The following is a 23,417-nucleotide window of genomic DNA, read 5'->3' as shown; positions in this document are numbered from 1 at the left end:
TCGGCGCATACTACCTGGGCGGGCGCGGCGCTGCTTAACCTGCCAGCGCCGGGCTGACGTAGACGGCCATGACGATGCAGAAGATCCACGCGAGCGCCAGCGTCTGCAGTACACGGTCCTCCAGCGCGACCTCGTCGGGCGCGCCGCCCTGGCCCGAATCCACCACGGAGGCGTAGCGCAAAATTGCGATGACAAACGGCACCATCGACACCTGGTACCAGATGGACTGCACCCCCTCGACCTGGTTGGACAACTCGAAGCCCCACAGCGCGTACGACATCACCACCGCCGTGGCGGACAGCGTCCACACGAACCGGAGGTACGTCTCGGTGTAGCCCTGCAGCGAGCGGCGGATCTCCGCACCCGTCTCCTTGACCAACAGCAGCTCCGCGTAGCGCTTGCCGGACGCCATGAACAGTGAGCCAAACGCCGCCACCAGCAAGAACCACTGCGACAACACGATGCCCGCGGCCACACCGCCGGCCATGGTGCGCAGCATGAAGCCGGACGACACCAGCGCGATATCAATCACCGGGATGTGCTTCCAGCCGAAGCAGTAGCCCAGCTGCAGCGCGATGTAAATGCCGATCACCCAGGCCAGCGAAGCACCGTCCGTAGCCAAAAACGACAGCCCGATCGCGGCGGCCACCAAAAGCGCCGCCATGATGTACGCCAGATTGATTGGCAGCATGCCGGAGGCAATCGGGCGGTAACGCTTCGTGGGGTGGCGGCGGTCCGCCTCCACATCGCGGGCGTCGTAGATGAGGTAGATGGAGGACGCGCCGAAGCAGAAGACGATGAAGGCGAGGGCGACGTCGATAAGCGTGCGCTCCGTGAACGAATCCAACCCAGCCGCGAGCGGCGCGGCGAGCACCAGGACGTTTTTCACCCACTGCTTCGGCCGCAGCCCCTTGATCATCGCGTCCACGAGATTCTTCGGGGGCTTCTTCTTCATCACCTGGTCCACGCCGGAGGTGTGCGGTTCGGACTTGAACAGCGGTTCCTCCACCGCGCCCTGCGGGTACGTCGGCTCCTGTGCCACTTAAATCCTCTTCTCTGCCTCGACGGTTGCCTTCGCAACGCCCGCACCCAGCAGCGCGCCAGCGAGGGTGTCGGACGGGTAATGCACGCCGAGGACGTTACGCGAAAGCATCATCACCGGCACAAGCAACCACGGCCACTTGCGCCCCGTAATGTCGCTCAGGTGCACCGCGGCGGCGGCCGTGTTCGTCGCGTGCGAACTGGGGAAAGAAAGCTGCGACGGAGTTTTCACGCCCACCTTCACCCGCGGAGAGTTCGGCCGCGGGCGGCGCACGATACGCTTCAGCACCACGGACGCCGCGTGCGCGGTGAACGTGCCCACACCCAGCGCGATCCACTTGCGGGCATTTCGTTTATCGACGGCTGCCCCCGCCGCCGCCACTCCCATCCAGCCCAGGTCGTGCTCGCCAAAGTGGCTCAAGCCCCTTGCCGCCTTGGCGGTGGCGGGGGTATACAGCGCGTCCTGGATGGCAACCAGCGCGTCTATTTCTTTATTGGGCTCTTTATTGGGCATCGAAGATCATCCCCCAGTTCTCGTGGCTGGTCAGCTCAGCGCGCGCGTCGCGGTACTGACGGCGCAGCTCCGGCCAGCGCTTACTGATCTCCTCGCGGAGGCGCTTCTGCTCCTCCGTCAGGTCGTCGGCAAGCTTTTTGTCCCTCTTGCGGAACACCACGCCGGTACCGCCCGCGGTGGACACCGTCGCCGAATCCAGGCGCGCAAGCGTGAACCAGCGCGCCTCCTCGGCAGTGAGGTTGAGCTGCGGGGCGTCCCAGTGCGCGCGGTCCTCCTCCTTGCGGATGTGCAACAGCGCCTTCGCCGCCCACGGCAGCTTCTTCACCTTCGCCAGGCGCCCCCCGACTGTCTTCGTGGGCACGCCCGGCGCACCCGTGGGCGCGGGCAGGTCCGCGGCAGACGGCACGACCTGAGCGTCCGGGTAGTTCTTGCGGATCTCCTGGATGCGCGGCAACGAGGATTCAAGGATGTCGAAGAGCTGCTCCGGGCCTGCGAGGAAGTCGCGCATCGCCTCGTTTTGGATCGCGATGGTGGAGTACTCCATGCACATGTAGTGCTTGTACGTGGACTTCTGCATGTTCTTTAGCATCGCGTCCGGGTTCTCCGGGCCGTAGATGCTGGCCACGATGAGGCGGTTGCGCATGTGGAAGTACGCCTGCCAGTCGATCGCGTCGTCCTTGTCCGCCCACGCCATGTGCCAGATGGCCACGCCGGGCCAGGTGACCGTCGGAAAGCCTGCTTCCTTTGCACGCAAGGCGTATTCGTTGTCGTCCCACTTGATGAACAGCGGCAGCGGCAAGCCCATTTTTTCGGCGACCACGCGGGGGAACAGGTTCATCCACCAGCCGTTGTAATCCACGTCCACGCGCCGGTGCAGGGCGCGCGAGGTGGTCTTGCGCGGATCCAGCTCCTCCTCGTCCGTGCCGGTGTAGCCCAGCGGGTACTTGGCAAAGTCGTGGTCGTACACGCCGTGCTCCGCGGCGCGGAACATGAAGATGTCCTTGTCCACCGCCTCGCCGGAGGTGCGTAGCTGGCTTCGGTCCTGCAGGTTGAGCATCTGCCCGCCCACCAGAATCGGCTGCTTCGCGTAGCGCGCCGCCTGCACCGCGCGCACGATGGAGTCCGGCTCGATCGCGATGTCGTCGTCCATGTACAGGATGAACGGCGCGTCGGTGCTGTTCAGCGCCTCGTACATGATTCGGCTGTAACCGCCCGAGCCGCCCAGGTTGCCCTGCTGGAAAATCTGCAGCTTGCCGTTGAGGTTCGCCTCGGCCTCGGCGAAGTCAGGCTCGTCGGCCGGATGTTGGTTGCCCTGGTCGGGCATGAGCACATGGCTTATCGACGCCTCCACGTACCCGTCCTCCGCAAGCGCATGCAACGCATTCACCGCGTCCCGCGGGCGGTTGAACGTCGGGATGCCCACGGCGACGTGTTTGGGTTGGGGCGGGAGCGTGGTGCCGTCGAGAAGCTGCTGCTCCTTGGGCGCGTGCGGGGCGACCCACGCCGCGTCGCGGATGGTGGACTCCTCCTCGGCGGTGACGTCGAACCAAAGCCAACCGCCGTCTTCGAAGTTATTCAGCGCGAGCGGGATTTCCACGTAGCCGGTGGCCTCGACGTTGGTGACACTGATGCGGGTGCCGTCGTGCTTCGAGCGGTACACGGAGATGGTCGCGCGGCCCTCGACGTCCATCGCGAGGAGGACCTCCGTGAGCTGGGACCAGCGGCGCCAGTAGGAGGCCGGGAACGCGTTGAAATACGTCTGGAAGGTGACTTCCTGGCCGTCCGGGATGGTGAGGCTCGTGCGGTCCTGCCAGCGCAAACGCAGCTTATTCTGGTCCGGTTCGATGAGGTAAAGCATGCGCACGTCGCGCGGCTCGCCCTTTTTCGGCATGAGCACGCGCGCGAGAATGCGGTCCGCGTCTTGGTTGGCGGGGGTTGCCTGGCCCGCCTGGGCTTGTGTGGTGTTTTCCACGGCTCTCACTTTCTTGCTGGGTAGCTTGAGAGGGCATTTGGAATCCAAGCGTAACGGTTCGGTCTCGAAATGCGGGTCGTGGCTCGCGGGTTGCGGGGGTTGTTCAGCGCCGGGATACTCGGGCGCATGGGTTCAGCAGGTAGGGATTACGCGCTCGGCGCCTTCTTCATCGTGTTGGCGGTGCTGGCGATGATCTTCCTGGACGGTTCCACCTCCGTCTTCGTCTGCATCGCCGCGGCGCTCGCGGGAACTGTGATGTTCATCCGTGGTGCGCAGATCGAGCACTTCGCCGAGGACCCCATGGCTGTGGAGGAGTACGGCATCCCCGGCCCGCGCGGCGAGGTCTACGACGCGCGCCGGGAGGGGCCGTTGACGTTGGAGAACTACGACTCCGATGCTGGATCTGTTTCTGGATATGACGGCGGGATCGACTCTGGCTTCGACTGGGACGCCCACTACAAGCGCGAGTTCGGCGGGGAGCAGGGCGGGTCGCGCCCGGCGAAGTGACGCCATGGCGACCCGACGCAAAAAGCCAGTAACCGTCGTCCGCCGCGGCGACGGCCGAGTGCAATGCCCTGTCTGCGAGGCACTTCTTCAAGTGAAGGTCGACGACGACCGGCTGCCTGCCCATACCGCTCGGGGTGTCAGCGTGGCGTGTCCCTACAGCAACCGCAAGATCATAATCTCCGAGCGTTCACCTTCCGGGCGCGACCATGCTGCACGCCACAAGGTCAAGCGCACCGATGAGCTCCGCAAGGAAAAAGAACAGGCGGAAAAGCGGAAACAGCGCGACGAGGAACACCGGCGGCGCAGTAGGGCGAGGCGAAACCGGCAGAGTCTCAGCGACCGCTATGCACTCGAGCTCCATGACACTTGGGGAATCGACGACCACAGCGTAGACCCCGGCGTGAGCATACGTACGTACCGCGGCGGCTTACCGGGACAGGGTAAACGGGGTTAAGGCATGATGCTCACCGGGTTCGACGCTCCCCCGCTGCACACGCTGTATCTTGACCGCCCCCTTAAGAGTGCGTTGTTGATGCAAACGCTTGCGCGCGTGAACCGCAAGTTCCGGCAAAAGGAAAGCGGTCTGCTTGAGGCGTACGCGCCGCTCATCGACAATCTTCAGGCGGCCATCGCGGAATTCACCAAGAGCTCGTCGGACGAGGATGAGAAGGTGATCGGCCAGAACATTGAGGAAGCGTTGGTGATCGTTCGTGGATTCGTCGATAAGCTCAATGCTCTCGCTGGCGAGGAATGGCGCGAGCTCGAAGCCGCTGGCCAGCAGCAGCGTTTGCCTCCGGGCAGCATTAGGCCCTTTTACAGAGTCGATCACGCTCTCACGAGCGATGTTGCAAGGACTACGGACCCAGAGCCCCGATAGGAATCACTGCAACACCGTCGTTGCGGCGAAGCGCGGGTCCTCCCGAGGTGATCACCACCAAGGCTGGGTCGTCATCAAGGTGCCCTACGAACCGCTTGAGTGTGTCGGCCGCACGCTCAATCACCTCTGGGGTGTAGCCCAGTTTCACTTCGACTAGCACGTCCCGGCCACCGACGTTCGCGACCGCGTCGACCTCCAGCTTCGTGTTAAGCCGGGCGTGGTACACCGTTCTGCCCGTGAGCGCCCGCAGCTCGTGAACCACGAGGGACTCAAAGAGTTGGCCGAAGTAGGCGGGATCGCGCAGGAGGTGCTCAGGACCGCGGCCGAGTGCAGCCATGGCGAAGGAGGGGTCTGCGAGGTGGCGCTTCGGAGCCTTCCGCAACGTCGCCTTGGAACGGAGGTGCGTGAACCACGCGGGCTGATCCACGGAGACGAAGATGCTCGCCAGCGCATCGAGATAGTCCCGTGTGGTCACTCGCGACGAATCGGAATCGGTCGCAATGGTTTGCAGCTCCAGCTCGGTTCCGACGCCCCGAGCAAGCGAGCGGATCATCCGCCTCACGCGCTCAGAGTCACGATTCACCCCGCCAGGAGTGTGGATGTCCACGTCCGCGACAGTTTGGATGTAATCCCGGACGTTGTCCAATGCGTCGCCAAGCGGAAGCCCAACGTTGTACGGCAATCCGCCTCGGCACACCCTTTCAGCGAGTTCCGGCAGCGTCAGTGCGGGCGCAGAGAACGGCAACGGGTCACCTGCGACCACCGCTGCAAGAGACACCGACCCGTCGGATTCCCCAGTCTCGAACAAGGTCATCGTCGACATGGTCAAACGGGCAAACCGGCCCGCGCCCGAGTGGCTCGTCGCATCCGCCCCGGGTGCTGTGGAACCGGTGAAAATGAACTGCCCTGTCGCCCGACGCTCATCAATCGAGTGCCGCGCGAAATCCCACAGTCTCGGCTGCAACTGCCATTCATCGATCAGGCGCGGCGTCGCGCCCTCTAACAACAGCCGCGGGTCCGTTTCCATGGCAAGTGAGACGCCGGGGTCCGTCTCCACGTTGAGGAAACTCGCAGCTTGTCGCTTCGCCGTCTCTGTCTTCCCACAACCTTTCGGACCCTGAATCAGCACCCCGCCCTGTCTACGGAGTGCCCTCTCCAATTCGCCATCCGCAAGACGCGGTAGATACACGCGAGCCATGGATCCAGATCGTAGCAGCTAGAAAGCTCAGGTTCATATTTTGAAAGCGTGTTGATTTACATATTGAAAATGATTTGGTTTTCATATCGAAAGCCGTTTGGTTGTCATTTTGAAAACGAAGGTTGTTGGCGATAGCGCATGACAGGCCCAAAAAGCGGGCAGTCTTCTGCCTAAATCAGCGCGTTGAGCGCTATCGCTGTATGGTGTCGGGTGATCTGCGGGCCGAAGGGGCGTCGATAAGCGAAAGGCCCCTATCGCAACCGCCGGGGAGGCGCGAGGGCGTCGCGCTCGGCGGCGAAGACCATGGTGTCGAGCTCCGCGAGCACCGCGTCCACGTCCGCGGGGTTGTAGCCGCGCTCGGTGCGGGCGTTCTCCAGCTCGGCGGTGGCGGCGGCCAGGGCCATGTTCTGCACCTCGATGGCGGCGGCGCAGGCCTGCTCAAACGCCTCGCGGCGCTCCCGGGAACTCTCCTTCCCTACGTGGCGGCGTTCGGCCAGCGCGTCCTGCCACTCCGGGGCGAGCTTCGGCCCGTGTTCCTGGACGGCGTGGCGCGCGGCCTCGTACGCGCGCTCGTTGAGCTCGGTAGCCACGCCGTCGCCGCGGGCGTCCGGCCCACGAAAACTGTCACCGGCACGGTGTAGAAGTAGTTACTCCTTCGGCTCCCACAATGTGCTGGGGGTGGCGAGCGCGCTGCGGTCGCGGGCGAGAATGAGTTTGTCCAGGTCCGCGAGCACCGCATCGACATCGGACGGGTTGTACTGCCGCTCGCGGCGAGCCTGCTGCAGCTCCCTGCTCGCGGCACGCAGCGCCACCTCCTGCATCTGCGCAGCCCCGGCACGTGCGCGCTTGAACGCGTCCTTGCGCTCCTCGGACCCCTCGGGGTCCTGCAGGCGCTTCTCCGCAATCGAATCCAGCCACTCCTGCACCATCGAGTACGCCTCTGGCGCGTACTCCTCGCCGTGCTGCTTCACCGCCTTGCGCGCGGCCGCGTACGCACGCTGGTTCAGCTCCTCAATGGCCTTGTCCCCGCCCGGCCCATTTTGCAGGTCAAGCTTATCGACGAGCCAAGGTAACAACAGCCCCGGCACCACCATCGTGCAGGTGAGGACGGTAAGCGCGATGACTGAGAGCTCGTGGTGGTAGCCCGTCGCCGACGCCGGGATGGACAGCACGAGCGCCAGCGTGACCAGGCCGCGCATGCCGGACCACGCCATCAGCAGCACCTCCTGCAGCCGCAGCGGGGAGACGTTCGTGCGGCCGCGTTTCGTGTTCATCTGGTACAGCACCCACATCCAGCCGAAGCGCACGGCGAACGCCACTGCGGACAGCACCACGCCCACCTGCACAGCCTGCCAGATGTGGGTACCGGCGGTGTCGATGGCGTCGCGCACGCTCATGCCAATCAGGCCGAAGGCGACACCGGTGAACAGCAGCTCCACGGTCTCCCAGAAGGAGTGGCCGGTGAGGCGGTCCTCCGCGGTCATGGCGGAACGCGAGGACATTTCCACCGCGGCGATGACGATGGCGATCACGCCGGAGGCATGGATCGCCTCGCTGCCTGCGTAGATTGCGAACGGGAGCACCCACGTGAATGCGGTGCGGATGACGGAGTCCGGCACGGAGTTGGCGAACATCGCGGCCAACCTGCCCACCACCAGGCCGATCACCACAGCGGCGATGGCGGCGTAGAGGAACTGGAGGAAGCCTTTAGTGAAGTCCACCTCGCCGTGCGCCACCGCCGCGGCCATGGCGACGTTGAAGGTGACAATGGAGGCGGCGTCGTTGAACAGCCCCTCCGTCTGCAGCGTGCCGGTGATGCGCTTCGGAATGCCGGCCGGGCCGGCGACCGCGTCCACCGCCACCGGGTCCGGCGGGGCGATCGCGGCGGCGAGCACCATCGCGGTGGCCAGGCTCAGCCCCGGCAGCATCCACATTGCCGTGGCCGTCAGCACCGCGATGGTGAGAAACACCAGGATCACCGACATGGTCAGCACCACGTTGAGTTGCGAGCCAATCTGCCCCCAGCTCGTGCGCCTCGCCAACGACCACAACAGCGGCGGCAGGAAGATGGGCAGGATCAGGTGCGACGGTATGGACACCGTCTCGATCCCCGGTATGAACAGCACCGGAGCAACAACGACGGTAAGCAGCGCGGGCCACGGCAACCCGGTGCGCTCGCCGATCGCGGCGACAAAGACGGTGGCGAGCAGCAGCCCGATAAGTGCAATGAAAGTTCCCACGCTGACCCAGCTTACGACGCGGCTCTCTCGCCCATCAGCCCAATTCACAGAAATCAGCTATCGTCTTCCGCCGGCAACGTGTTGGACGTCATCGGCAACTCCGTCCCAGCCTTCACCGTCCCATACGCACTGCTTGCCCGCAACGACTCGGCCGAGTTCGGCACCGATGACGACACGGTGGTTGGCATCATCAACCGCTCCGACATCAACCGGTACCTCGTCTCGACGTTCATCGACCCGGTCCCGAGCGCCTAGACAAGGATTGCCACTTAGGCCAGGCATACCTTAGAGTGGTCGCGTTAGGTTAGGTAGACCTAACGCGAAATTCTTTGACCACCTACGAAAGGTGCAACCTTGGCACTCTTTACCTCTCGCGCCCTGAAGGGGATCGCAGCCACGTTCACTGCGGCGCTCATGCTTGCCAGCTGCTCCACCGAATCAAGCGATTCAACAACCGCTCCCGAAACCTCCAATGCCAACGGGTCAGAGGAGCGCATCGTGACAATGGGTCTCGGCGACGTCGATACGGTCCTTGCGCTCGGTAAACAACCGGTCGGTTACGCCACCTGGCAACAGGAAGGTTCGGGAGACCCTTCCGGACTTGGACCATGGGCCAAGGACAAGCTCACAGTCGACCCAAACCCGATCCGGGACACGACCACCGAGTTCAGCACCGACACTGCCGAACAAGTTGCCTCGCTCAACCCGACAAAGATCATTGCGGTGAACAGTGGTCTCGAAGCCGACAAGAAGGCATTGCTCGAGCAGATTGCGCCAACCACTTTCCACTCGGATGAATACCAAGATTGGCAAGTGCCGTGGGATGAACAGATTAAGGAAATCTCCAAGGCGTTGAATAAGGAAGCCGAAGGCGAAAAACTCATCGCCGATTCCGAGCAGGCTTTCCAAGATTTCCGCGAAGCTCACCCTGAGTTGCAAGGCAAAACAGCGGTAATCGGCATGCCTTACGACGGGAAGTTTGGCGTATATACCTCGGGCGACGGCCGCGGCTCCTTCATTGAAAAGCTTGGGTTCAAGATCCCAGAGAAGTTCAACGGCGATGGCTCCAGCTTCTTCCTCGACTGGTCGCCTGAAAACTACGTCGACTTCAATGACGTGGATTACCTCTTCGTGCTGGACTACTACGGCGCAATCGATGCGCTGAAAAACGACGCCACCTTCATGGACCTCGATGTGAATAAGCGTGGCGGGGTCTACTGGTTAGACACCGATACCGCCAATGCAATGAGCATGCCGAACCCCCTCACCATCCCGTACGCAATCGAGCAAATCAAAAAGTCGCTCTAGAACACCAGGCGGAAGTGGTGCTTACCGGGGGACAACCAGTGGGCCCCCATTTACTGGGTCTGTTGTCACGACAGCAGGCAGATGAAAAACGCGGTCCAGTAAAGACTCGGTAAGCACCTCAGCGGGCGCACCGACCGCGTCCACCTCGCCACGCTGCATCACGATGAGTTGATCCGAATAGCGTGCTGCGAGGTTCAAATCATGCAGCACCATAAGCACGGTTCTGCCCTCCTGATCGGCGAGTTGACGTACGAGCGACAAGACTTCGACAGAGTGAGACAAGTCTAGGTAAGTCGTCGGCTCGTCCAAGAACACGAGCGGAGTCTCCTGCGCTAAAACCATCGCAACCCAAGCGCGCTGACGCTGACCACCAGAAAGCCGCTCGAGCGGACGGTCTGCAAACTCCGTGATATTGGTCAGTTTCATCACTGCATCGACCACACGTGAATCCTCAGTCGAGCCCTGTCGCAGCCAAGATCGATGTGGGTGGCGTCCGCGGCCAACCAAATCACGAACTTGCAGCCCCTCGGGAGCAACCGGAGTCTGTGGCAACACAGCAAGCTGGCGTGCAATCTCGCGGCGCTTCAGATTTGCCAGGTCCACGCCGTTCAGCGTTACTGTGCCACAGTCACGCGTAAGAAGCCCTGCCGCAGCACGCAACAGCGTTGACTTGCCACAACCGTTTGGCCCGATGATTGTGGTGATTCCGCCTTTGGGCACGTCGAAATCAATACCATTGAGTATGACGGAATCGCCATAACTTACCTTAAGATTTCGGCCTTGAAGCATCATATGGACACCTTTCGTGTTGCACTCAACAGCGTGTAAAGCAGCACTACGCCACCAATTACAGTTGTGGCTATCCCCACCGGCAGGTTCCCCGGCACCAGGACTCGCAACGCCAAGTCAGCAACAGATACGATCGCCGCGCCAGTAAGCATCGCGGTTCCTAATGGCGGCGTTGCTGCATGTGCGAGCTTGTGTCCGATCTGTGGTGCGACAAACGCCACGAACGCTATCGGCCCAGACGCTGCAACGCCCATCGATGCCAGCATTACAGCCATCATCATGAGGATGAGCTGGGTACGGCGGGGCTCTACCCCGAGGCCAGCAGCAGTGGCCTCCCCAAGAGAGAGCGCCTCAAGTTTGAAGGCTGCCCACCGCAACAGTGGAATAACAACTGCCAGCGCAATGAGTACTGCGAGGACATCGTGCCAACTAGAGGAACCCACTGAACCGGTTATCCACGCCTGCGCCTTGCCAACATCCCGATAGTCGGCGCGAACAAGCAAGAACGAGTTATAAGCCATCGCCAGCGCATTGATGATGGTGCCGGCAAAAACAAGCTGGAAGGACCCTAAACCTGCACCACGGCTCAGCCACCAGATTGCAGCAGATACTGCCACTCCACCGAGGAATGCGCTGAGTGGTACTCCCAGTCCACGCAACATCATCCCGGTACTTCCACCAGCGAGTAACGCGGTCAAAGCGAAAGCAGAGGCGCCCGAGGTGACCCCCAAGATGTCCGGGCTCGCCAGCGGGTTCCTTGTAATGGTCTGGAAGATCGCCCCGGCAAAGCCCAGCGCAGCACCTACACCCAGCGCCGTAACCACTCGTGGCAGGCGCCACTCAAGAACTACAGTCCGGGCCAACTCCGTGGTTTGGCCCATAAGGGCAGAGACTACGTCTCGAACTGATAGCTCGAAATCTCCAACCATCACGCCCCCGAGGGCAGCGGCTAGGGCCAGCACCGCAAGAGCAGCGTTTATCGCGAAAACCCGCATCAGCGATTCGCCCCTTTCCGCAAGATATGCAGTGCAAATGGGGCTCCAACGAAGGCAAGCGTGATGCCGACCTGCAATTCTCCAGGGCGCGCGATGACGCGACCAATAACGTCAGCGAGTAAGAGCAACGTCGCTCCAGCCAGCGCGGAACACGGCAGCACCCAGCGGTAGTCCGGGCCGGTGAGGCTACGCACGAGGTGCGGAACCACCAGGCCGACGAACCCGATTGGGCCCGCCCCAGCCACCGCGGCACCCGTGAGCAATGCGACAAGAACAATGCCTACAGCTCGCGTGATGGGGACTCTTACGCCAAGGGCACTTGCCACATCGTCTCCTAAGTTCAGGAGGTTCACCCGATTTGCCGTAGCAAAGGCCCCCACAAGCCCGAGGAGAATCACCGGTGCGAGCACCGCGACCACTTGCATGTCGCGCCCAGCAATAGCGCCTGCCGTCCAAAACCGCATCTCGTTGAGGCTTTGTGTATTCGTCAGCACGATGCCACTGGTAAGCGCACTACAAACCGCGCCCAGCGCAGAACCACCGAGCACAACCATGATCGGGCTCGATCCCAGGCTTCTCACGCTGAGCAAGAAAACAAGCGCTACCGCAAGTACTGCGCCGAGGAATCCCACCCCGACAGTGCCCAACACCGTCATTGAGCCATGAAAGGAAATGGCTGCCGCCACCGCAAGGGCGGCGCCAGGACCTACACCTAGCAGGTTTGTGTCTGCGAGCGGGTTTCGGGTGTGTCCCTGCAGCAGTGCGCCCGCGGTGCCCAGCGCTGCCCCCACCAACAGACCAAGTAGGGTGCGCGGAACACGGAGTTGCGCGATGATCTTCGCCTCATCACTGGACATCTCAAGTTGTTCGGTTGCGCCCGAGAACGCCAGCATGAGTCCATTACGAACCGCGCTCACCGTTGCCTCGAAACCCATTTCGCGCGCCCCGATCAACAGCGACACCAGCGCTGCACACACAGTGGAAACCACAAGGAAGACGACAAGCCCAACACGTTTAGTCACGCTGTTACTCCGTTACCGCCAGTACCCCATGAACGACACGTGGTGGCGAGGCACTCCCGCCTCACCCACCAGAAGCCGCCGCATCGCCGTCACAGCCGTATTCTTCCCAGCGATCCAGTAGTAGGTGTGCCCTGCACTACCCAACGTGGGACCTATCAATTCTCCACTGCTGGAATACGTGGGTGTCTCCCAGACTTCATCGAGCTGGGCTTCATCCACAAGGCCAGATTTTCCAGTTTCCAACGAAGCGGAGGCACAACGGGATCCAACTTCCTGTTTCAGCTGCGCAAGAAGCAAGCCTCCGTAGTCGAAGTCCCCCTCTGCACGAAAATGCCAACGGACATCAACCTGTGAAGGAGAGTCGATGGGCAGGTAATTGCCGGCGGGCACCTCGATATCAACCGAACCGGTGAGCCCCTCGGGCCAATCCTCCAAGATACGAGCCATTGCGGGCAACGCGGTTTCATCGCCGTAAAGACGGGCAACCACAGCAGATCCGGGGTTAAATTCAATACCAACACCGGAATCATCGGCGCGTGTTGGTCCAATAATCAGCAGCTGCTGTCCAGGGTGTGCGTCTTGTGCCCACGCCGAGGCGGGACCGGGACTATCGCTGTGCAGAACAAAATCCACATCCACTTCGTCAGGGCTGTCAGCACTTCGCCGGAACTCCCGAATGGAATAGGTACGCAGATGTCCGCGCATGTGCTCCGGCATCGCACGCCATGTGTCCCACCACCCCTCTTCGGGAAGCTCGAACAGACCGCTGGCAGGGGGGATCAGCAGCTTGATACGCAAATCTCTGATCGGAACGGCGGGCCCCATGGCGTCAACCCCGGTGAACGTCACCCGCTGGAAACTCGGTGCAATACGTTCACTCCGGACGACGGTTGCAGGAAAAGGCCTAAAACTCACCCTGCGGATTATATAGGCTTGCCTAACCTAATGAAAGTGTGAAGCACACTGTCTTCTAGCGCCCGCGTAGCTGGAGTGGCTAGCCACCTTCAAAGCAGGTGACGGCACGGACACGATACCCGCCCGGACATCAACCGGTACCTCGTCTCGACGTTCGTCGCCCCGGTCCCAAGCGCCTAGCAAAAGTTGTTCCGGAGTTATTTAAAACAACTCTGAAACAACTCGCTATAAAACTGACCCGAAATAAGCCCATCGCCGCAGGTCAGACTAGTTGTTTGGAGTTGTTTATAACTCGACCGGCCGATCGACCGGAGCTGCCATTCTTGACACGATCGCGCTCATCAGCCGGTCAGGAAGCGTGGTTATCACCCACAACCTGGCCAGCGTTTTGATGAGGTGCTAGTTCATGCCGAAACCTTGATGTCGATAGCTCGATGACAATACTTGCAGGTCAGCGAGTTTTAGCCTGTGGTGCGACGAGAAACGCGAAAACGCCGTGACCAGGAACTATCGACATCGAGCTATCGCCATCGACGAAAAGGGCAAGGCCGGACGGCGGGGCGGGGCGGGCGTCCCAGCCACCCAGCACCGCGCCTCAGCACCGCGCCCCAGCACCGCGCCCGAGCACCGCGCCCCAGCACTGGGCCGCCGAACCGCCGAGCCGCCGAGCAGCCGAGGCCGGCTACACCTCGCCGGGGAACTCGACCGTCGTGCCGTCGATCACCTTGGACGGCACACCGATCTTGCCGGTGGCGCGCACGTCTGCGAACCCGTCGAGCGAGTCGCGCAGGGTGAGGAAGCGTTTGAGGTTGGGCAGGTTGGTGACGTCGAGAAGTTCCGCGTCGCCGAACACCTGCGGGTCTGCCTGGAACTGCGCGATCACGTCCGTGCAGTCGGGACAGTCGGGGTGGACGAAAATCTCGGTGCCCACAAGTACCTCCTAGTGCCCGCGCGGCTGCGACAGGGGCTCTCCGGACTCGAAGAAGGGGCGAATCTGGTTGTCGAACAGCGTCAGCGCCGCGGCGATCGCCATGTGCATGTCTAGGTACTGGTAGGTGCCCAGGCGGCCGCCGAACAGGACGTTGTTTTGCTCGGATTCGGTGGCGGCGAGCCGTCGATAAGCTTCGAGCTTCTCACGGTCCTCAGGCGTGTTGATCGGGTAGTAGACCTCGTCGTCGTCGGAGGCGAAGCGGGAGTACTCCTTCACAATCACGGTTTTGTCGGACGGGTAGGAGCGCTCCGGGTGGAAGTGGCGGAACTCGTGGATGCGGGTGTAGGGCACGTCCGCGTCGTTGTAGTTCATCACAGGGGTGCCCTGGAAGTCGCCGACCTCGAGGACTTCCTGCTCGAAGTCGAGGGTGCGCCAGCCTAGACGGCCTTCCGCATAGTCGAAGTAGCGGTCGAGCGGGCCGGTGTACACGACCGGCGCGTCCGGGTTCTCGCTGCGCACAGAGTCGGCGATGTCGAACCAGTCGATGTTCAGGCGAACGTCGATAAGCTCATGCTCTGCCATCTTCTCCAGCCAGGCGGCGTAGCCGTCGACGGGCAGGCCCTCGTACTTGTCGTTGAAGTAGCGGTTGTTGAAGGTGTAGCGCACGGGCAGACGCGAGATGATCTCGGGCGGCAGGTCGGTGGGGTCGGTTTGCCACTGCTTGGCGGTGTAGTGCTTCACGAATGCGTCGTAAAGCGGCTTGCCGATCAGCGCGATGCCGCGTTCCTCCAGGTTCGTCGCCTCGGCGGGGTCTTTGCCCTCGCGCTGCTCCTCGATGAGCGCCTTGGCTTCCTCCGGCGAGTAGTAGCGGCCGAAGAACTGGTTGATTAGGCCGAGGCCCATCGGGAACTGGTAGGCGGTGCCGTCGTGCATGGCGAACACGCGGTGCTGGTAGTCGGTGAAGTCGGTGAAGCGGTTGACGTATTCCCACACGCGGTCGTTCGAGGTGTGGAACAGGTGGGCGCCGTATTTGTGCACCTCAATGCCGGTTTCCGGCTCCTGTTCGGAGTATGCGTTGCCGCCGATGTGGCCGCGCTTTTCCACCACCAGCACGCGCTTGCCCAGCTCGCTCGCGGCCTGCTCCGCGATCGTCAGGCCGAAGAAGCCGGATCCAACAACAATGAGGTCGTAAGTCATGCGGCCTATTTTCGCACAATTGCTTATCGACGAGCTCCCGCCCGACACGCGCGACACGCCCCAAAAGTCTCAAGTCTTTCTTGAGACTTCAACTTGCACTACACTGCGCTCTAGTCACAATTGTCCCCATAATCCCAAAAGCACCAGGAGTGTAACTGTGCAGCAACGCCGAACCCTCGCAGGCGCATCGGCCAAGCCCGGCCGGGCCGCCATGTTCACTGCGATCCTGTCCGCAATCCTCATCGCATCGCTCGTCGCTGTGCATGCCGCAAGCGGCGGGCGCATCCTACCGGTGCAGTCCCTCGGCGCTGGCGCCCCGGAGGTCTACACCGCGGAGAAGACTCTCGCCGACGGCGCGAACATCACCGTCAACGACGCAGCTGTGCGCACCCAGGGCGGCGAAGAAGACGAGGTCCGTCGCGTGGTGAAAGAGTTCACCAACGACCGCGAGTTCTCCATGATCGGCCTGACCTGGACCGGCGACCGCGACATCGTCGCCTTCGTGCGCGCCCAACAGCCGGACGGTTCCTGGGGTGAGTGGTACGAAATGGACCAGGCGACCCCGCCGACCGGCGCCACCACCTTCGGCACCGAACCGATCTTCGTGGGCAGCACCAAGCGCATCCAGGTGTCCACCGGCAACGTCGACCTCCTCGACCGCGCCCGCACCGACTCCAACGCGCCCACCACCGCCAAGGACATCGAGGCCGTGTTCCTCGACGGTGGCACCGGCACCGTCGACGGCGGCATCGCCCCAGTTGCCGACAGCTACACCTCCGGCATGCCGAAGGTGATCACCCGCGCGCAGTGGGGCGCCAGCTCCTCCAAATCGCCGTACTACTCCGAGCCCACCACCGCAGCCACGGTGCACCACACCGCCGGCTCCAACAACTACACCGAGGCGCAGGCCCCGGGCATCGTCCGCGGCATCTGGCAGTACCACGCGCGCGATCTGGGCTGGGGCGACATCGGCTACCACGCGCTGGTGGACAAGTACGGCAACATCTACGAAGGGCGCGCAGGCGGCATGGACCGCGGCCCGCAGGGCGCGCACGTCGGCGCGTTCAACCAGAACACCTGGGGCGTGTCCATGCTGGGCAACTACGAGGTCGCCCGCCCGTCCCAGGCGGCGCTGCAGGCGATGGGCGACATCATCGGCTGGAAGGCAGCCGTCGCCGGCTTCGACCCGATGGGCTCGAGCTACCACTACGCCGAGGGCAACTTCAACGGCTCCCGCTTCGCCGCCGGCCAGGGCAAGATGTTCCCGAACATCAACGCGCACCGCGACTTCCACTTCAACGACTGCCCCGGCGACTACCTGTACGCGCAAATGGGCACTATTCGCACCATCGCCAACACGAAGTACAAGTCGCTCGGCGGCCGCTCCGGCCTGAGCGCTGCAGCCAACGCCGCCCAGAACGCCACCAACGCCGTCGATGCGGTCACCGACATCGCCGGCGCGGTCGGCGACCTGTCCTCGCTGAGCTCCAACACCGAGACCACCGTCAACCCGGACGGCACCGTCACCACGGTGGTGAAGGGCAACGGCTCATCCGGCGACGGCAGCGCCGCCGACGCCGTCGGCTCCGCACGCGACGCCCTGACCAAGCTCTCCTCCGGAGACCCGGTGGCCATCGCCGCCGTGGCCGGCACCGCCGTCGGCGCGCTGCTGCTCTTCCTGGCCAGCCAGAACATCATGCCGCAGATGCAAAACCTCGCCGGCGTGGACCTCATGGCGGGGCTGAACCTGCAGCAGGCCGCCGACATCGCGCGCAAGGTCAGCCCGTCCGTCGGCCCGGCGCTCAAGGCGTTCGGCGCCAACGACGCCGCCGCGGTGTGGTACAAGTTCGAACCCACCCTGGGCAAGCTCGTTGCCGGTGTCGGCGGCCCGACCGGCCCGGCCGTGGCGCTCTACTCCGGCGGCGTGGCCGTGCGCGACTCGAACGGCGAGATCTACGAACTCGTGGGCAAGATCGCGGAAGCTTGGCTGCAGCAGGGCCTCGATGTCGGCCCGCTGGGGATGCCGATCACCCGCCGCTACTACCCCACCAAGGACGAGGTGCGCGTGGACTTCGAAGGCGGCTCCATCGTGTACAACCCCGTCAACAACGCGGTGAACATCAACGTGAAGTAAGCGGGCGCCGCTAGGCCAGCCCCAGGGAGCGGCCCACCGCGTCCTCCCACGCCGAAACCAGCCGGTCCCTCTCGGGGCCGGCCATTTCGCTATTCCAGGTGGTGGTGGGGCCGAGTGACAACGGAGCGTCGATAAGCGAAATGCCCATGCCCGCCGCCGACGCCGCACCCATCACCGTCGTCTCAATGTTCGCGGGGCGCTGCACCGTGATCCCCAAAATGTCCGCCTGCATCTGCATGAGCAAGTTATTCGCCGTCATGCCGCCGTCCACGCGCAGGCGATCCGGGTCGCCGCCCATCGCGCACACCACCTCGCGCGCCTGCAAGCACGTAGCCTCTAACGCCGCGCGGGCGATGTGGCGCTTATCCGCGAATCTGGTCAGACCCACAATCACACCGCGGGCATCCGGGCGCCACCGCGGCGCGAACAGGCCGGAAAATGCCGGGACGATCACCACGCCGCCGCTATCGGGCACCTGCGCTGCAAGCGTTTCCGTCTCCGCTGCTGATTTGAGGATGCCAAGCTGGTCGCGCAGCCACTGGATCAAGCTGCCGCCAACCGCCACCGAGCCCTCCTGCGCGTACACCGGCTCCTCACCGTCAATCTGGTACGCGACAGTGGTGAGCAGGCCATTTTCGCTAATCCGCGGCTCCGAACCCGTGTTCAGCAACATAAACAGGCCCGTGCCGTACGTCATCTTCGCGTCGTTTTCCTGCAGGCAATTCTGGCCGAACAGCGCCGCCTGCTGGTCGCCCAGCACGCCCGTAATCGGCACACCAGCCAGCGGGCCACGGCGGCGGATTTTGCCGAAATAGCCTATCGACGGCCTAATCTCCGGCAACATCTTCCTCGGCACCCGCAACGCTTCGCAAAGATCATCGTCCCAGTCCAGCGTGCGTAAATCCATGAGCAGCGTGCGCGACGCGTTCGTCACATCCGTGACATGCAGCGCGTGCTCCGGCTCCCGCGAACCGCCCGTGAGGTTCCAGATCAGCCACGAATCAATCGTCCCCGCCAGAAGCTCCCCGCGCTCCGCCCGCTCACGCGCCCCCTCCACGTTGTCCAGGATCCACGCCCACTTCGGCGCTGCCGGATACGAATTGTGCAGCAGGCCCGTTTTCTGCTGGTAGCGGTACACATCCCCGTCGTGATTCGTGCGCGTGTCCTGCCACACGATCGCGTTGTAGATCGGCTTGCCTGTCTTCTTCTCCCACACCACCGCCGTTTCCCGCTGGTTGGTCAAACCGAGCGCGGCGACATCGTCCTCCGCGATATCCTGCTCCGCCATCGCCTCGCTCAACGCGCGGCGGGTGTTGCGCCAGATCTCCGCCGCGTCGTGCTCCACCCAGCCCTGGCGCGGCATGTGCTGGGCGTGCTCGAACTGCGCTTGCGAGACCACGTGGCCGTCAGCGTCAGTGATGCACACGCGCGTCGAAGTGGTGCCCTGGTCAATCGCGGCGAGGAGAGGCATGGGGATGATTCTAGGGTGCGCGGGTCGCTGGCCCGGGTGCGGGATGGCCGATGGCAGTGAGGTGGCCAGGTGGGCGTCGATAAGCAACTGCTCCTGCATCGAGGTCTACCGGGCGGGGCGGTGCCACTAGACCTCGATGCCCGCGGTGTCACATCAGTCTCATACGACCTGGGGTTATGTGGAGGCACGCTCATCGAGGTCTAGTGGGATACGTCGGACCGGTAGACCTCGATTTCCAGATCGAGTTATCCACAGGCGGGGCGATCCGAAACGGGTTATCCACAGTTTTCGAGGAGGGGTCTTCCCAAGCTATGAAACCCGGTACATACTGCTCGCATGAATGGGGAGAACACCAATGAGCGGAAGCGCCGAGAAGAACTCGAGCTGATACACCGAGTGACGCAAAGTACAACTAAAGCCGTGGTCACAGGCCCGGCGGGGGCGAGACTTTGGGGGATCAAAACGCACAAATGGGTGAAGGACGTTGACCTGGTTCTCCCGGGCACTTCCAAAGCGTGGGGAACGAAGAAGACGTACAAAGACCGCGTGTACCGCAGCGGTGACATCGCACCAGAGGCCTGGACCACCAAGAACGGTGTCCGGGTAGCGAGGGGGATTCGCTGTCTTTACGACGCTCTGCGATACCACGGGCGCATGGAGGCACTCGTAGAAATAGAGTCGGCGAGATTTCAGTACCAACTCACTACCGAGCAACTCCTGGAGCAGGCAGAGACCCTGCCAAACGGCCGAGGCATCCGCGCGTTCCGCGAGCTCATCGCGTATTCCGGCGACCTATCGGCAAGCCCGCTGGAAACCATCAAACGCGACGCGCTGTTGCGCGCTATCGCAGATGGGCGCCTGACCGGGGTGGAATCGTTGGAGTTCCAGATCGGTTTCGACATCGCGGACCCCGACGGCTCCCCCACCACCGCGTGGGCGGACATGCTGGTCAACGGGTTCATCGCCGTGGAAGCTGACGGGCTGGTGAAGAAAGACGGCACGTACGGCGACCTGGTCCCGTTGACCGTGTCGGAGCGGCACCGCGAGGTGCAGATGCAAAACCACGGGGCGGTGTTCGTGCGCACCGGTTGGCACGAGTCGAAAGCCAGGTTCATCGCGCGGGTACAAACACTGATCAATCTGCATCCGGGTGTGCGCCAGTTGCCCAACCGCAGGGAGGAGACGTACCGGGAGTACCTCGCGCGCATCGAGCGGGATGAGCGCTACGCGTAAACATTACGCGCAAGACCCACGCGCAAGACCCACGCGCAAGACCCACGCGCAAAACCGTGCGGGAAGCCTAGAACCAGCGCTCGAGGACTTCGGCGACGCCGTGCTCGTCGTTGGTGGCGGTGACGTGGTCGGCGGCGTCGCGAAGCACGGCGTCCGCGTTCGCCATGGCGACGCCGAGGCCAGCCCAGGTGAGCATCTCTAGGTCATTGGGCATGTCGCCGAACGCGACCGTCTCGGCCGCCGCCACGCCGTAGCGTTCGGCGAGCACCGCCACGCCGGACGCCTTGTTCACCCCCGGCCGTGAAATTTCGATGAGGCCTTCGTCCATGGAGTAGGTGACGTGGGCGACGGTGTCGTCGATAAGCGGGGCGAGCCGGTCAAACATCTCTCGCGAGTGCATCACTGGGCAGCGCACGAGCAGCTTCGCCGCGGGGGCAGAAATGAGCGATTGCTTATCGACGATGCCAAACCGGCTATCCCACGCATCCGGGTTGTATTCGGGCGTGATGAGGAAGCATTCGTCCTCCGGGTCGAGGGCGGAGGACCCGACGCGCTCCACCCCGTAGCCGTGCGGCACGTCGGCGAATGCGTCCTCGGCGACGGCCATGACCTCTGCCATCGCCGGGGTGTCTAGCTCGAAGGCGTGGACGACGGCGTCTGTCGCCGGGTCGTAGACCACCGCTCCGTTGGCGCACACGCACACCGGCGTGAGCGGCAGCTGGTCCAGCACCGGGATGAGCCAGCGGTGCGGCCGCCCCGTGGCCAGGGCGAACTTGGCACCAGAGCGCACCGCGCGCACCACCACGTCGCGCAGCCGGGGTGACACGCGCCCGGCCGAGTCGATGAACGTGCCGTCGATGTCGGAAACGATCAAACGCGGCGCGGGTGCGGTCGCTGGCTGCTGGGGGCTCATGGCTTACTTCTTCCCGCGTTTCCTGCGGGCGCGCTTCTCCCGCTTAGCGGCCTTCTTGCGGTCCCGCTCGGCGCGCTCGGCCGCGTAGAGTTCTTCGGCTTCCTCCAGTGTCGGGGCGGTGCCGCCGAGGGATTGCGGCATCCAGGCTTCGCCTTCGCCGCTGCCGTAGCGGGTTGCGTATTCCTCCCGGGAGGCGTCGAGAAGCTCCTGCATCCTGCGCTTCAGTTCCGCAGTGTCCGCCTCCGCATCGCCGGTGAGCGCGACCGGCTCGCCGTAGCGCACGATGACGGGCACGCCGCGCAGCCTCTTCGGCAGGTCCTTCGTCCAGATGCGCTGCGAACCCCAGATGGCGCACGGGATGAGCGGCGCTCCGGACTGGTGGGCGATACGCGCCGCGCCCGTTTTGAAGTTCGCCAGCTCGAAGGAGCGCGAGATGGTCGCCTCCGGGAAAATGCCCACGAGCAGGCCACGGCCGAGGTTGTCCACCGCCGCATCCACCGACGACGCCCCGGCTTTGCGGTCCACCGGCACGTGGCGCATCTTGTGCATCACGTGGCCCACCAGCGGCACCTCGAAGACGGACTGCTTCGCCATGAACCGCACCAGCCGCTCCCCGCGCAGGTGCGGCCCGGTGCCCATGAGCATGAAGTCCGCGTAGCCGGTGTGGTTGCCCGCGATCAGGGCGCCGCCTTCGGCTGGGATGTGCTCCGCGCCGTAGACGCTTACCTCGAGGCCGAACAGCTTGATCAAGCGGCGGGCGCCGCCCACTACGCGCTGGTAGAGGTTCTCGTACGCCTCGTCGTGCCGCGGCGGCTCAATGTAGCCGAGGGGGACCTTAAAGCCCTTGATCTGCATAGTCATTAGGGAGTGAGTACGTCCTTGCCCACCCACGGGCGCAGCGCTTCCGGCACGCGCACCGAGCCGTCGGCCTGCTGGCCGTTTTCAATGATGGCCACCAGCCAGCGCGTGGTGGCAAGTGTGCCGTTGAGCGTCGCGGCGATCTGCGTCTTGCCGTCTTCGTCGCGGTAGCGCGTGGCCAGGCGGCGGGCCTGGAAAGTGGTGCAGTTCGAGGTGGAGGTCAGCTCGCGGTAGGTGTTCTGCGAAGGGATCCAAGCCTCGGTGTCGAACTTGCGGGCGGCGGAAGAGCCGAGGTCGCCCGCGGCAACGTCGATAATGCGATACGGCACCTCGACCGCGGCGAGCATGTCGCGCTCAAGCTTGAGGAGCTTCTGGTGCATCGCCTCGGCGTCCTCCGGCTTGCAGTAAACAAACATCTCCAGCTTGTCGAACTGGTGGACGCGCAGAATACCCTTCGTGTCCTTGCCGTAGGAGCCGGCTTCACGACGGAAACACGACGACCAACCCGCGTACAGCAGCGGCCCGTCGGACAAGTCGATGATTTCGTCCTGGTGCAGGCCAGCCAGCGCCACCTCGGACGTGCCGACGAGGTACAGATCGTCGCGCTCGAGGTAGTAGATCTCCTCGTCGTGCTCGTCGAGGAAGCCCGTGCCCTTCATAATCTCCGGGCGAACCAGCACCGGCGGGATCATCACCTTGAAGCCGGCCTCGCGCGCCTTCTGCGCGGCGAGCATGAGCATGCCGAGCTGCATCCAGGCGCCGTCGCCCGCGAGGTAGTAGAAGCGCGCGCCGCCGATCTTCGTGCCGCGCTTCATGTCGATGATCCCCAGCGCCTCGCCGAGATCCATGTGGTCTTTGACCTCGAAGTCGAACTCCGGGACCTCGCCGACGTGCTCGAGGACCACGAAGTCTTCCTCCCCTCCAGCGGGCGCGCCCTGGATGGGGTTGGGGATGGCGTACTGCAGCTCGCTCACGCGCGCCTCCGCCTCCGCCTGCGCCGCCTCCGCGTCCTTCACGCGGGCCTTCAGCTCGTTGGAGCCCTCGAGCAGTGCCGGGCGCTCCTCCGGGGTGGCCTGGCCGATCTTCTTGCCGAAGGCCTTCTGCTCGCCGCGCAGCTCGTCCGCCGCCTGGATGGCGCTGCGCCGCGCCTCGTCTGCGGCGATGAGCTGGTCCACCAGCGCCGGGTTCTCACCGCGGGCCACCTGGGAGGCTTTGACGAAATCGGGGTTCTCGCGCACAAACTTCAGATCAATCACAGTTGCACAGCTTACCTTGTCCCCCGACGCCGAACTTGGCGATCAT

Annotated in this window: 21 protein-coding genes and 1 pseudogene; 6 read left to right on the top strand and 16 right to left on the bottom strand. The window is 63.5% G+C overall.

Going from position 1 to position 23,417, the window contains the following annotated elements; translation table 11 throughout:
• Positions 1-34: 34 nt before the first annotated feature.
• From HWX32_RS00710 to HWX32_RS00700, 3 genes are read right to left on the bottom strand one after another with little or no spacing between them, the layout of a single operon-like run.
• Entirely contained in the window at positions 35-1,042 is a 1,008-nt protein-coding gene (locus HWX32_RS00710; RefSeq protein WP_175934335.1) for a decaprenyl-phosphate phosphoribosyltransferase, read from the bottom strand.
• Positions 1,043-1,555: a phosphatase PAP2 family protein gene (locus HWX32_RS00705; RefSeq protein WP_175934334.1), complete on the bottom strand. Its 513-nt coding sequence runs from the start codon at positions 1,553-1,555 to the stop codon at positions 1,043-1,045. It lies immediately after the preceding gene.
• Positions 1,545-3,464 (bottom strand): glycosyltransferase, encoded by a 1,920-nt coding sequence (locus HWX32_RS00700; RefSeq protein ID WP_303049139.1) that lies wholly within the window; start codon positions 3,462-3,464, stop codon positions 1,545-1,547. The genes HWX32_RS00705 and HWX32_RS00700 overlap by 11 nt, the downstream gene beginning before the upstream one ends.
• A gap of 189 nt (positions 3,465-3,653) precedes the next feature.
• Between HWX32_RS00700 and HWX32_RS00695 the strand changes: the two genes are divergently transcribed.
• Positions 3,654-4,034 carry a hypothetical protein gene (locus HWX32_RS00695; RefSeq protein WP_075466613.1) on the top strand — a complete coding sequence of 127 codons (381 nt, stop codon included), beginning with the start codon at positions 3,654-3,656 and terminating at the stop codon, positions 4,032-4,034.
• 457 nt (positions 4,035-4,491) lie between these two features.
• Positions 4,492-4,773: pseudogene (locus HWX32_RS00690) on the top strand (DEAD/DEAH box helicase); the annotation flags it as partial.
• 115 nt (positions 4,774-4,888) lie between these two features.
• Here the strand turns inward: HWX32_RS00690 and HWX32_RS00685 are convergent.
• The 3 genes from HWX32_RS00685 to HWX32_RS00675 all read right to left on the bottom strand — a co-directional run bounded on the left by HWX32_RS00685 (position 4,889) and on the right by HWX32_RS00675 (position 8,349).
• Positions 4,889-6,109: an ATP-binding protein gene (locus HWX32_RS00685; RefSeq protein ID WP_175934333.1), complete on the bottom strand. Its 1,221-nt coding sequence runs from the start codon at positions 6,107-6,109 to the stop codon at positions 4,889-4,891.
• A 251-nt stretch (positions 6,110-6,360) separates the two neighbouring features.
• On the bottom strand, positions 6,361-6,699 hold the full coding sequence (locus HWX32_RS00680) for a hypothetical protein (RefSeq protein WP_175934332.1): 339 nt from the start codon (positions 6,697-6,699) through the stop codon (positions 6,361-6,363).
• Positions 6,700-6,756: 57 nt separating this feature from the next.
• Complete coding sequence (locus HWX32_RS00675) at positions 6,757-8,349, bottom strand: sodium:proton antiporter (RefSeq protein WP_175934331.1); 1,593 nt, start codon at positions 8,347-8,349, stop codon at positions 6,757-6,759.
• A 78-nt stretch (positions 8,350-8,427) separates the two neighbouring features.
• Between HWX32_RS00675 and HWX32_RS00670 the strand changes: the two genes are divergently transcribed.
• Both HWX32_RS00670 and HWX32_RS00665 read left to right on the top strand, forming a co-directional pair.
• Positions 8,428-8,604 (top strand): hypothetical protein, encoded by a 177-nt coding sequence (locus HWX32_RS00670; RefSeq protein ID WP_175934330.1) that lies wholly within the window; start codon positions 8,428-8,430, stop codon positions 8,602-8,604.
• A gap of 99 nt (positions 8,605-8,703) precedes the next feature.
• Positions 8,704-9,657, top strand: coding sequence for an iron-siderophore ABC transporter substrate-binding protein (locus HWX32_RS00665; RefSeq protein ID WP_242648218.1), 954 nt, complete (start codon positions 8,704-8,706; stop codon positions 9,655-9,657).
• 21 nt (positions 9,658-9,678) lie between these two features.
• Here HWX32_RS00665 and HWX32_RS00660 read toward each other — a convergent pair whose 3' ends face one another.
• From HWX32_RS00660 to glf, 6 genes are all read right to left on the bottom strand, one after another.
• On the bottom strand, positions 9,679-10,449 hold the full coding sequence (locus HWX32_RS00660; protein WP_075466623.1) for an ABC transporter ATP-binding protein: 771 nt from the start codon (positions 10,447-10,449) through the stop codon (positions 9,679-9,681).
• Entirely contained in the window at positions 10,446-11,441 is a 996-nt protein-coding gene (locus HWX32_RS00655; RefSeq protein ID WP_303049128.1) for an iron chelate uptake ABC transporter family permease subunit, read from the bottom strand. The genes HWX32_RS00660 and HWX32_RS00655 overlap by 4 nt, the downstream gene beginning before the upstream one ends.
• Positions 11,441-12,463: an iron ABC transporter permease gene (locus HWX32_RS00650; protein WP_075466625.1), complete on the bottom strand. Its 1,023-nt coding sequence runs from the start codon at positions 12,461-12,463 to the stop codon at positions 11,441-11,443. The genes HWX32_RS00655 and HWX32_RS00650 overlap by 1 nt, the downstream gene beginning before the upstream one ends.
• A gap of 12 nt (positions 12,464-12,475) precedes the next feature.
• The gene (locus tag HWX32_RS00645; RefSeq protein ID WP_075466627.1) at positions 12,476-13,378 is read right to left on the bottom strand and encodes a siderophore-interacting protein; all 903 of its coding nucleotides are present in this window, start codon (positions 13,376-13,378) and stop codon (positions 12,476-12,478) included.
• A gap of 682 nt (positions 13,379-14,060) precedes the next feature.
• Positions 14,061-14,309 carry a hypothetical protein gene (locus HWX32_RS00640; RefSeq protein WP_075466629.1) on the bottom strand — a complete coding sequence of 83 codons (249 nt, stop codon included), beginning with the start codon at positions 14,307-14,309 and terminating at the stop codon, positions 14,061-14,063.
• A gap of 9 nt (positions 14,310-14,318) precedes the next feature.
• Positions 14,319-15,506, bottom strand: coding sequence for a UDP-galactopyranose mutase (glf, locus tag HWX32_RS00635; RefSeq protein WP_175934328.1), 1,188 nt, complete (start codon positions 15,504-15,506; stop codon positions 14,319-14,321).
• A 157-nt stretch (positions 15,507-15,663) separates the two neighbouring features.
• Between glf and HWX32_RS00630 the strand changes: the two genes are divergently transcribed.
• Positions 15,664-17,640 (top strand): N-acetylmuramoyl-L-alanine amidase, encoded by a 1,977-nt coding sequence (locus tag HWX32_RS00630; protein ID WP_254868184.1) that lies wholly within the window; start codon positions 15,664-15,666, stop codon positions 17,638-17,640.
• Positions 17,641-17,650: 10 nt separating this feature from the next.
• Here the strand turns inward: HWX32_RS00630 and glpK are convergent, their stop codons facing one another.
• Positions 17,651-19,111 (bottom strand): glycerol kinase GlpK, encoded by a 1,461-nt coding sequence (gene glpK, locus HWX32_RS00625; protein WP_175934973.1) that lies wholly within the window; start codon positions 19,109-19,111, stop codon positions 17,651-17,653.
• 654 nt (positions 19,112-19,765) lie between these two features.
• Between glpK and HWX32_RS00620 the strand changes: the two genes are divergently transcribed.
• On the top strand, positions 19,766-20,344 hold the full coding sequence (locus tag HWX32_RS00620) for a hypothetical protein (RefSeq protein ID WP_175934327.1): 579 nt from the start codon (positions 19,766-19,768) through the stop codon (positions 20,342-20,344).
• Positions 20,345-20,411: 67 nt separating this feature from the next.
• On the opposite strand, the gene HWX32_RS00615 is transcribed toward HWX32_RS00620, so the two are convergent.
• Genes HWX32_RS00615 through serS form a run of 3 tightly spaced genes read right to left on the bottom strand, consistent with a single transcriptional unit; the run spans position 20,412 to position 23,371 of the window.
• Positions 20,412-21,257, bottom strand: coding sequence for an HAD family hydrolase (locus HWX32_RS00615; RefSeq protein ID WP_175934326.1), 846 nt, complete (start codon positions 21,255-21,257; stop codon positions 20,412-20,414).
• A gap of 3 nt (positions 21,258-21,260) precedes the next feature.
• Complete coding sequence (locus HWX32_RS00610) at positions 21,261-22,118, bottom strand: 1-acyl-sn-glycerol-3-phosphate acyltransferase (RefSeq protein WP_075467686.1); 858 nt, start codon at positions 22,116-22,118, stop codon at positions 21,261-21,263.
• Entirely contained in the window at positions 22,118-23,371 is a 1,254-nt protein-coding gene (serS, locus tag HWX32_RS00605) for a serine--tRNA ligase (RefSeq protein ID WP_175934325.1), read from the bottom strand. The genes HWX32_RS00610 and serS overlap by 1 nt, the downstream gene beginning before the upstream one ends.
• Positions 23,372-23,417 lie beyond the last annotated feature (46 nt).

Source organism: Corynebacterium sp. Marseille-P4321, assembly GCF_903645305.1.
Lineage (GTDB): Bacteria > Actinomycetota > Actinomycetes > Mycobacteriales > Mycobacteriaceae > Corynebacterium.
Note: the sequence above shows the minus strand (reverse complement) of the source record. Positions and strands in the feature narration are given on the sequence as shown.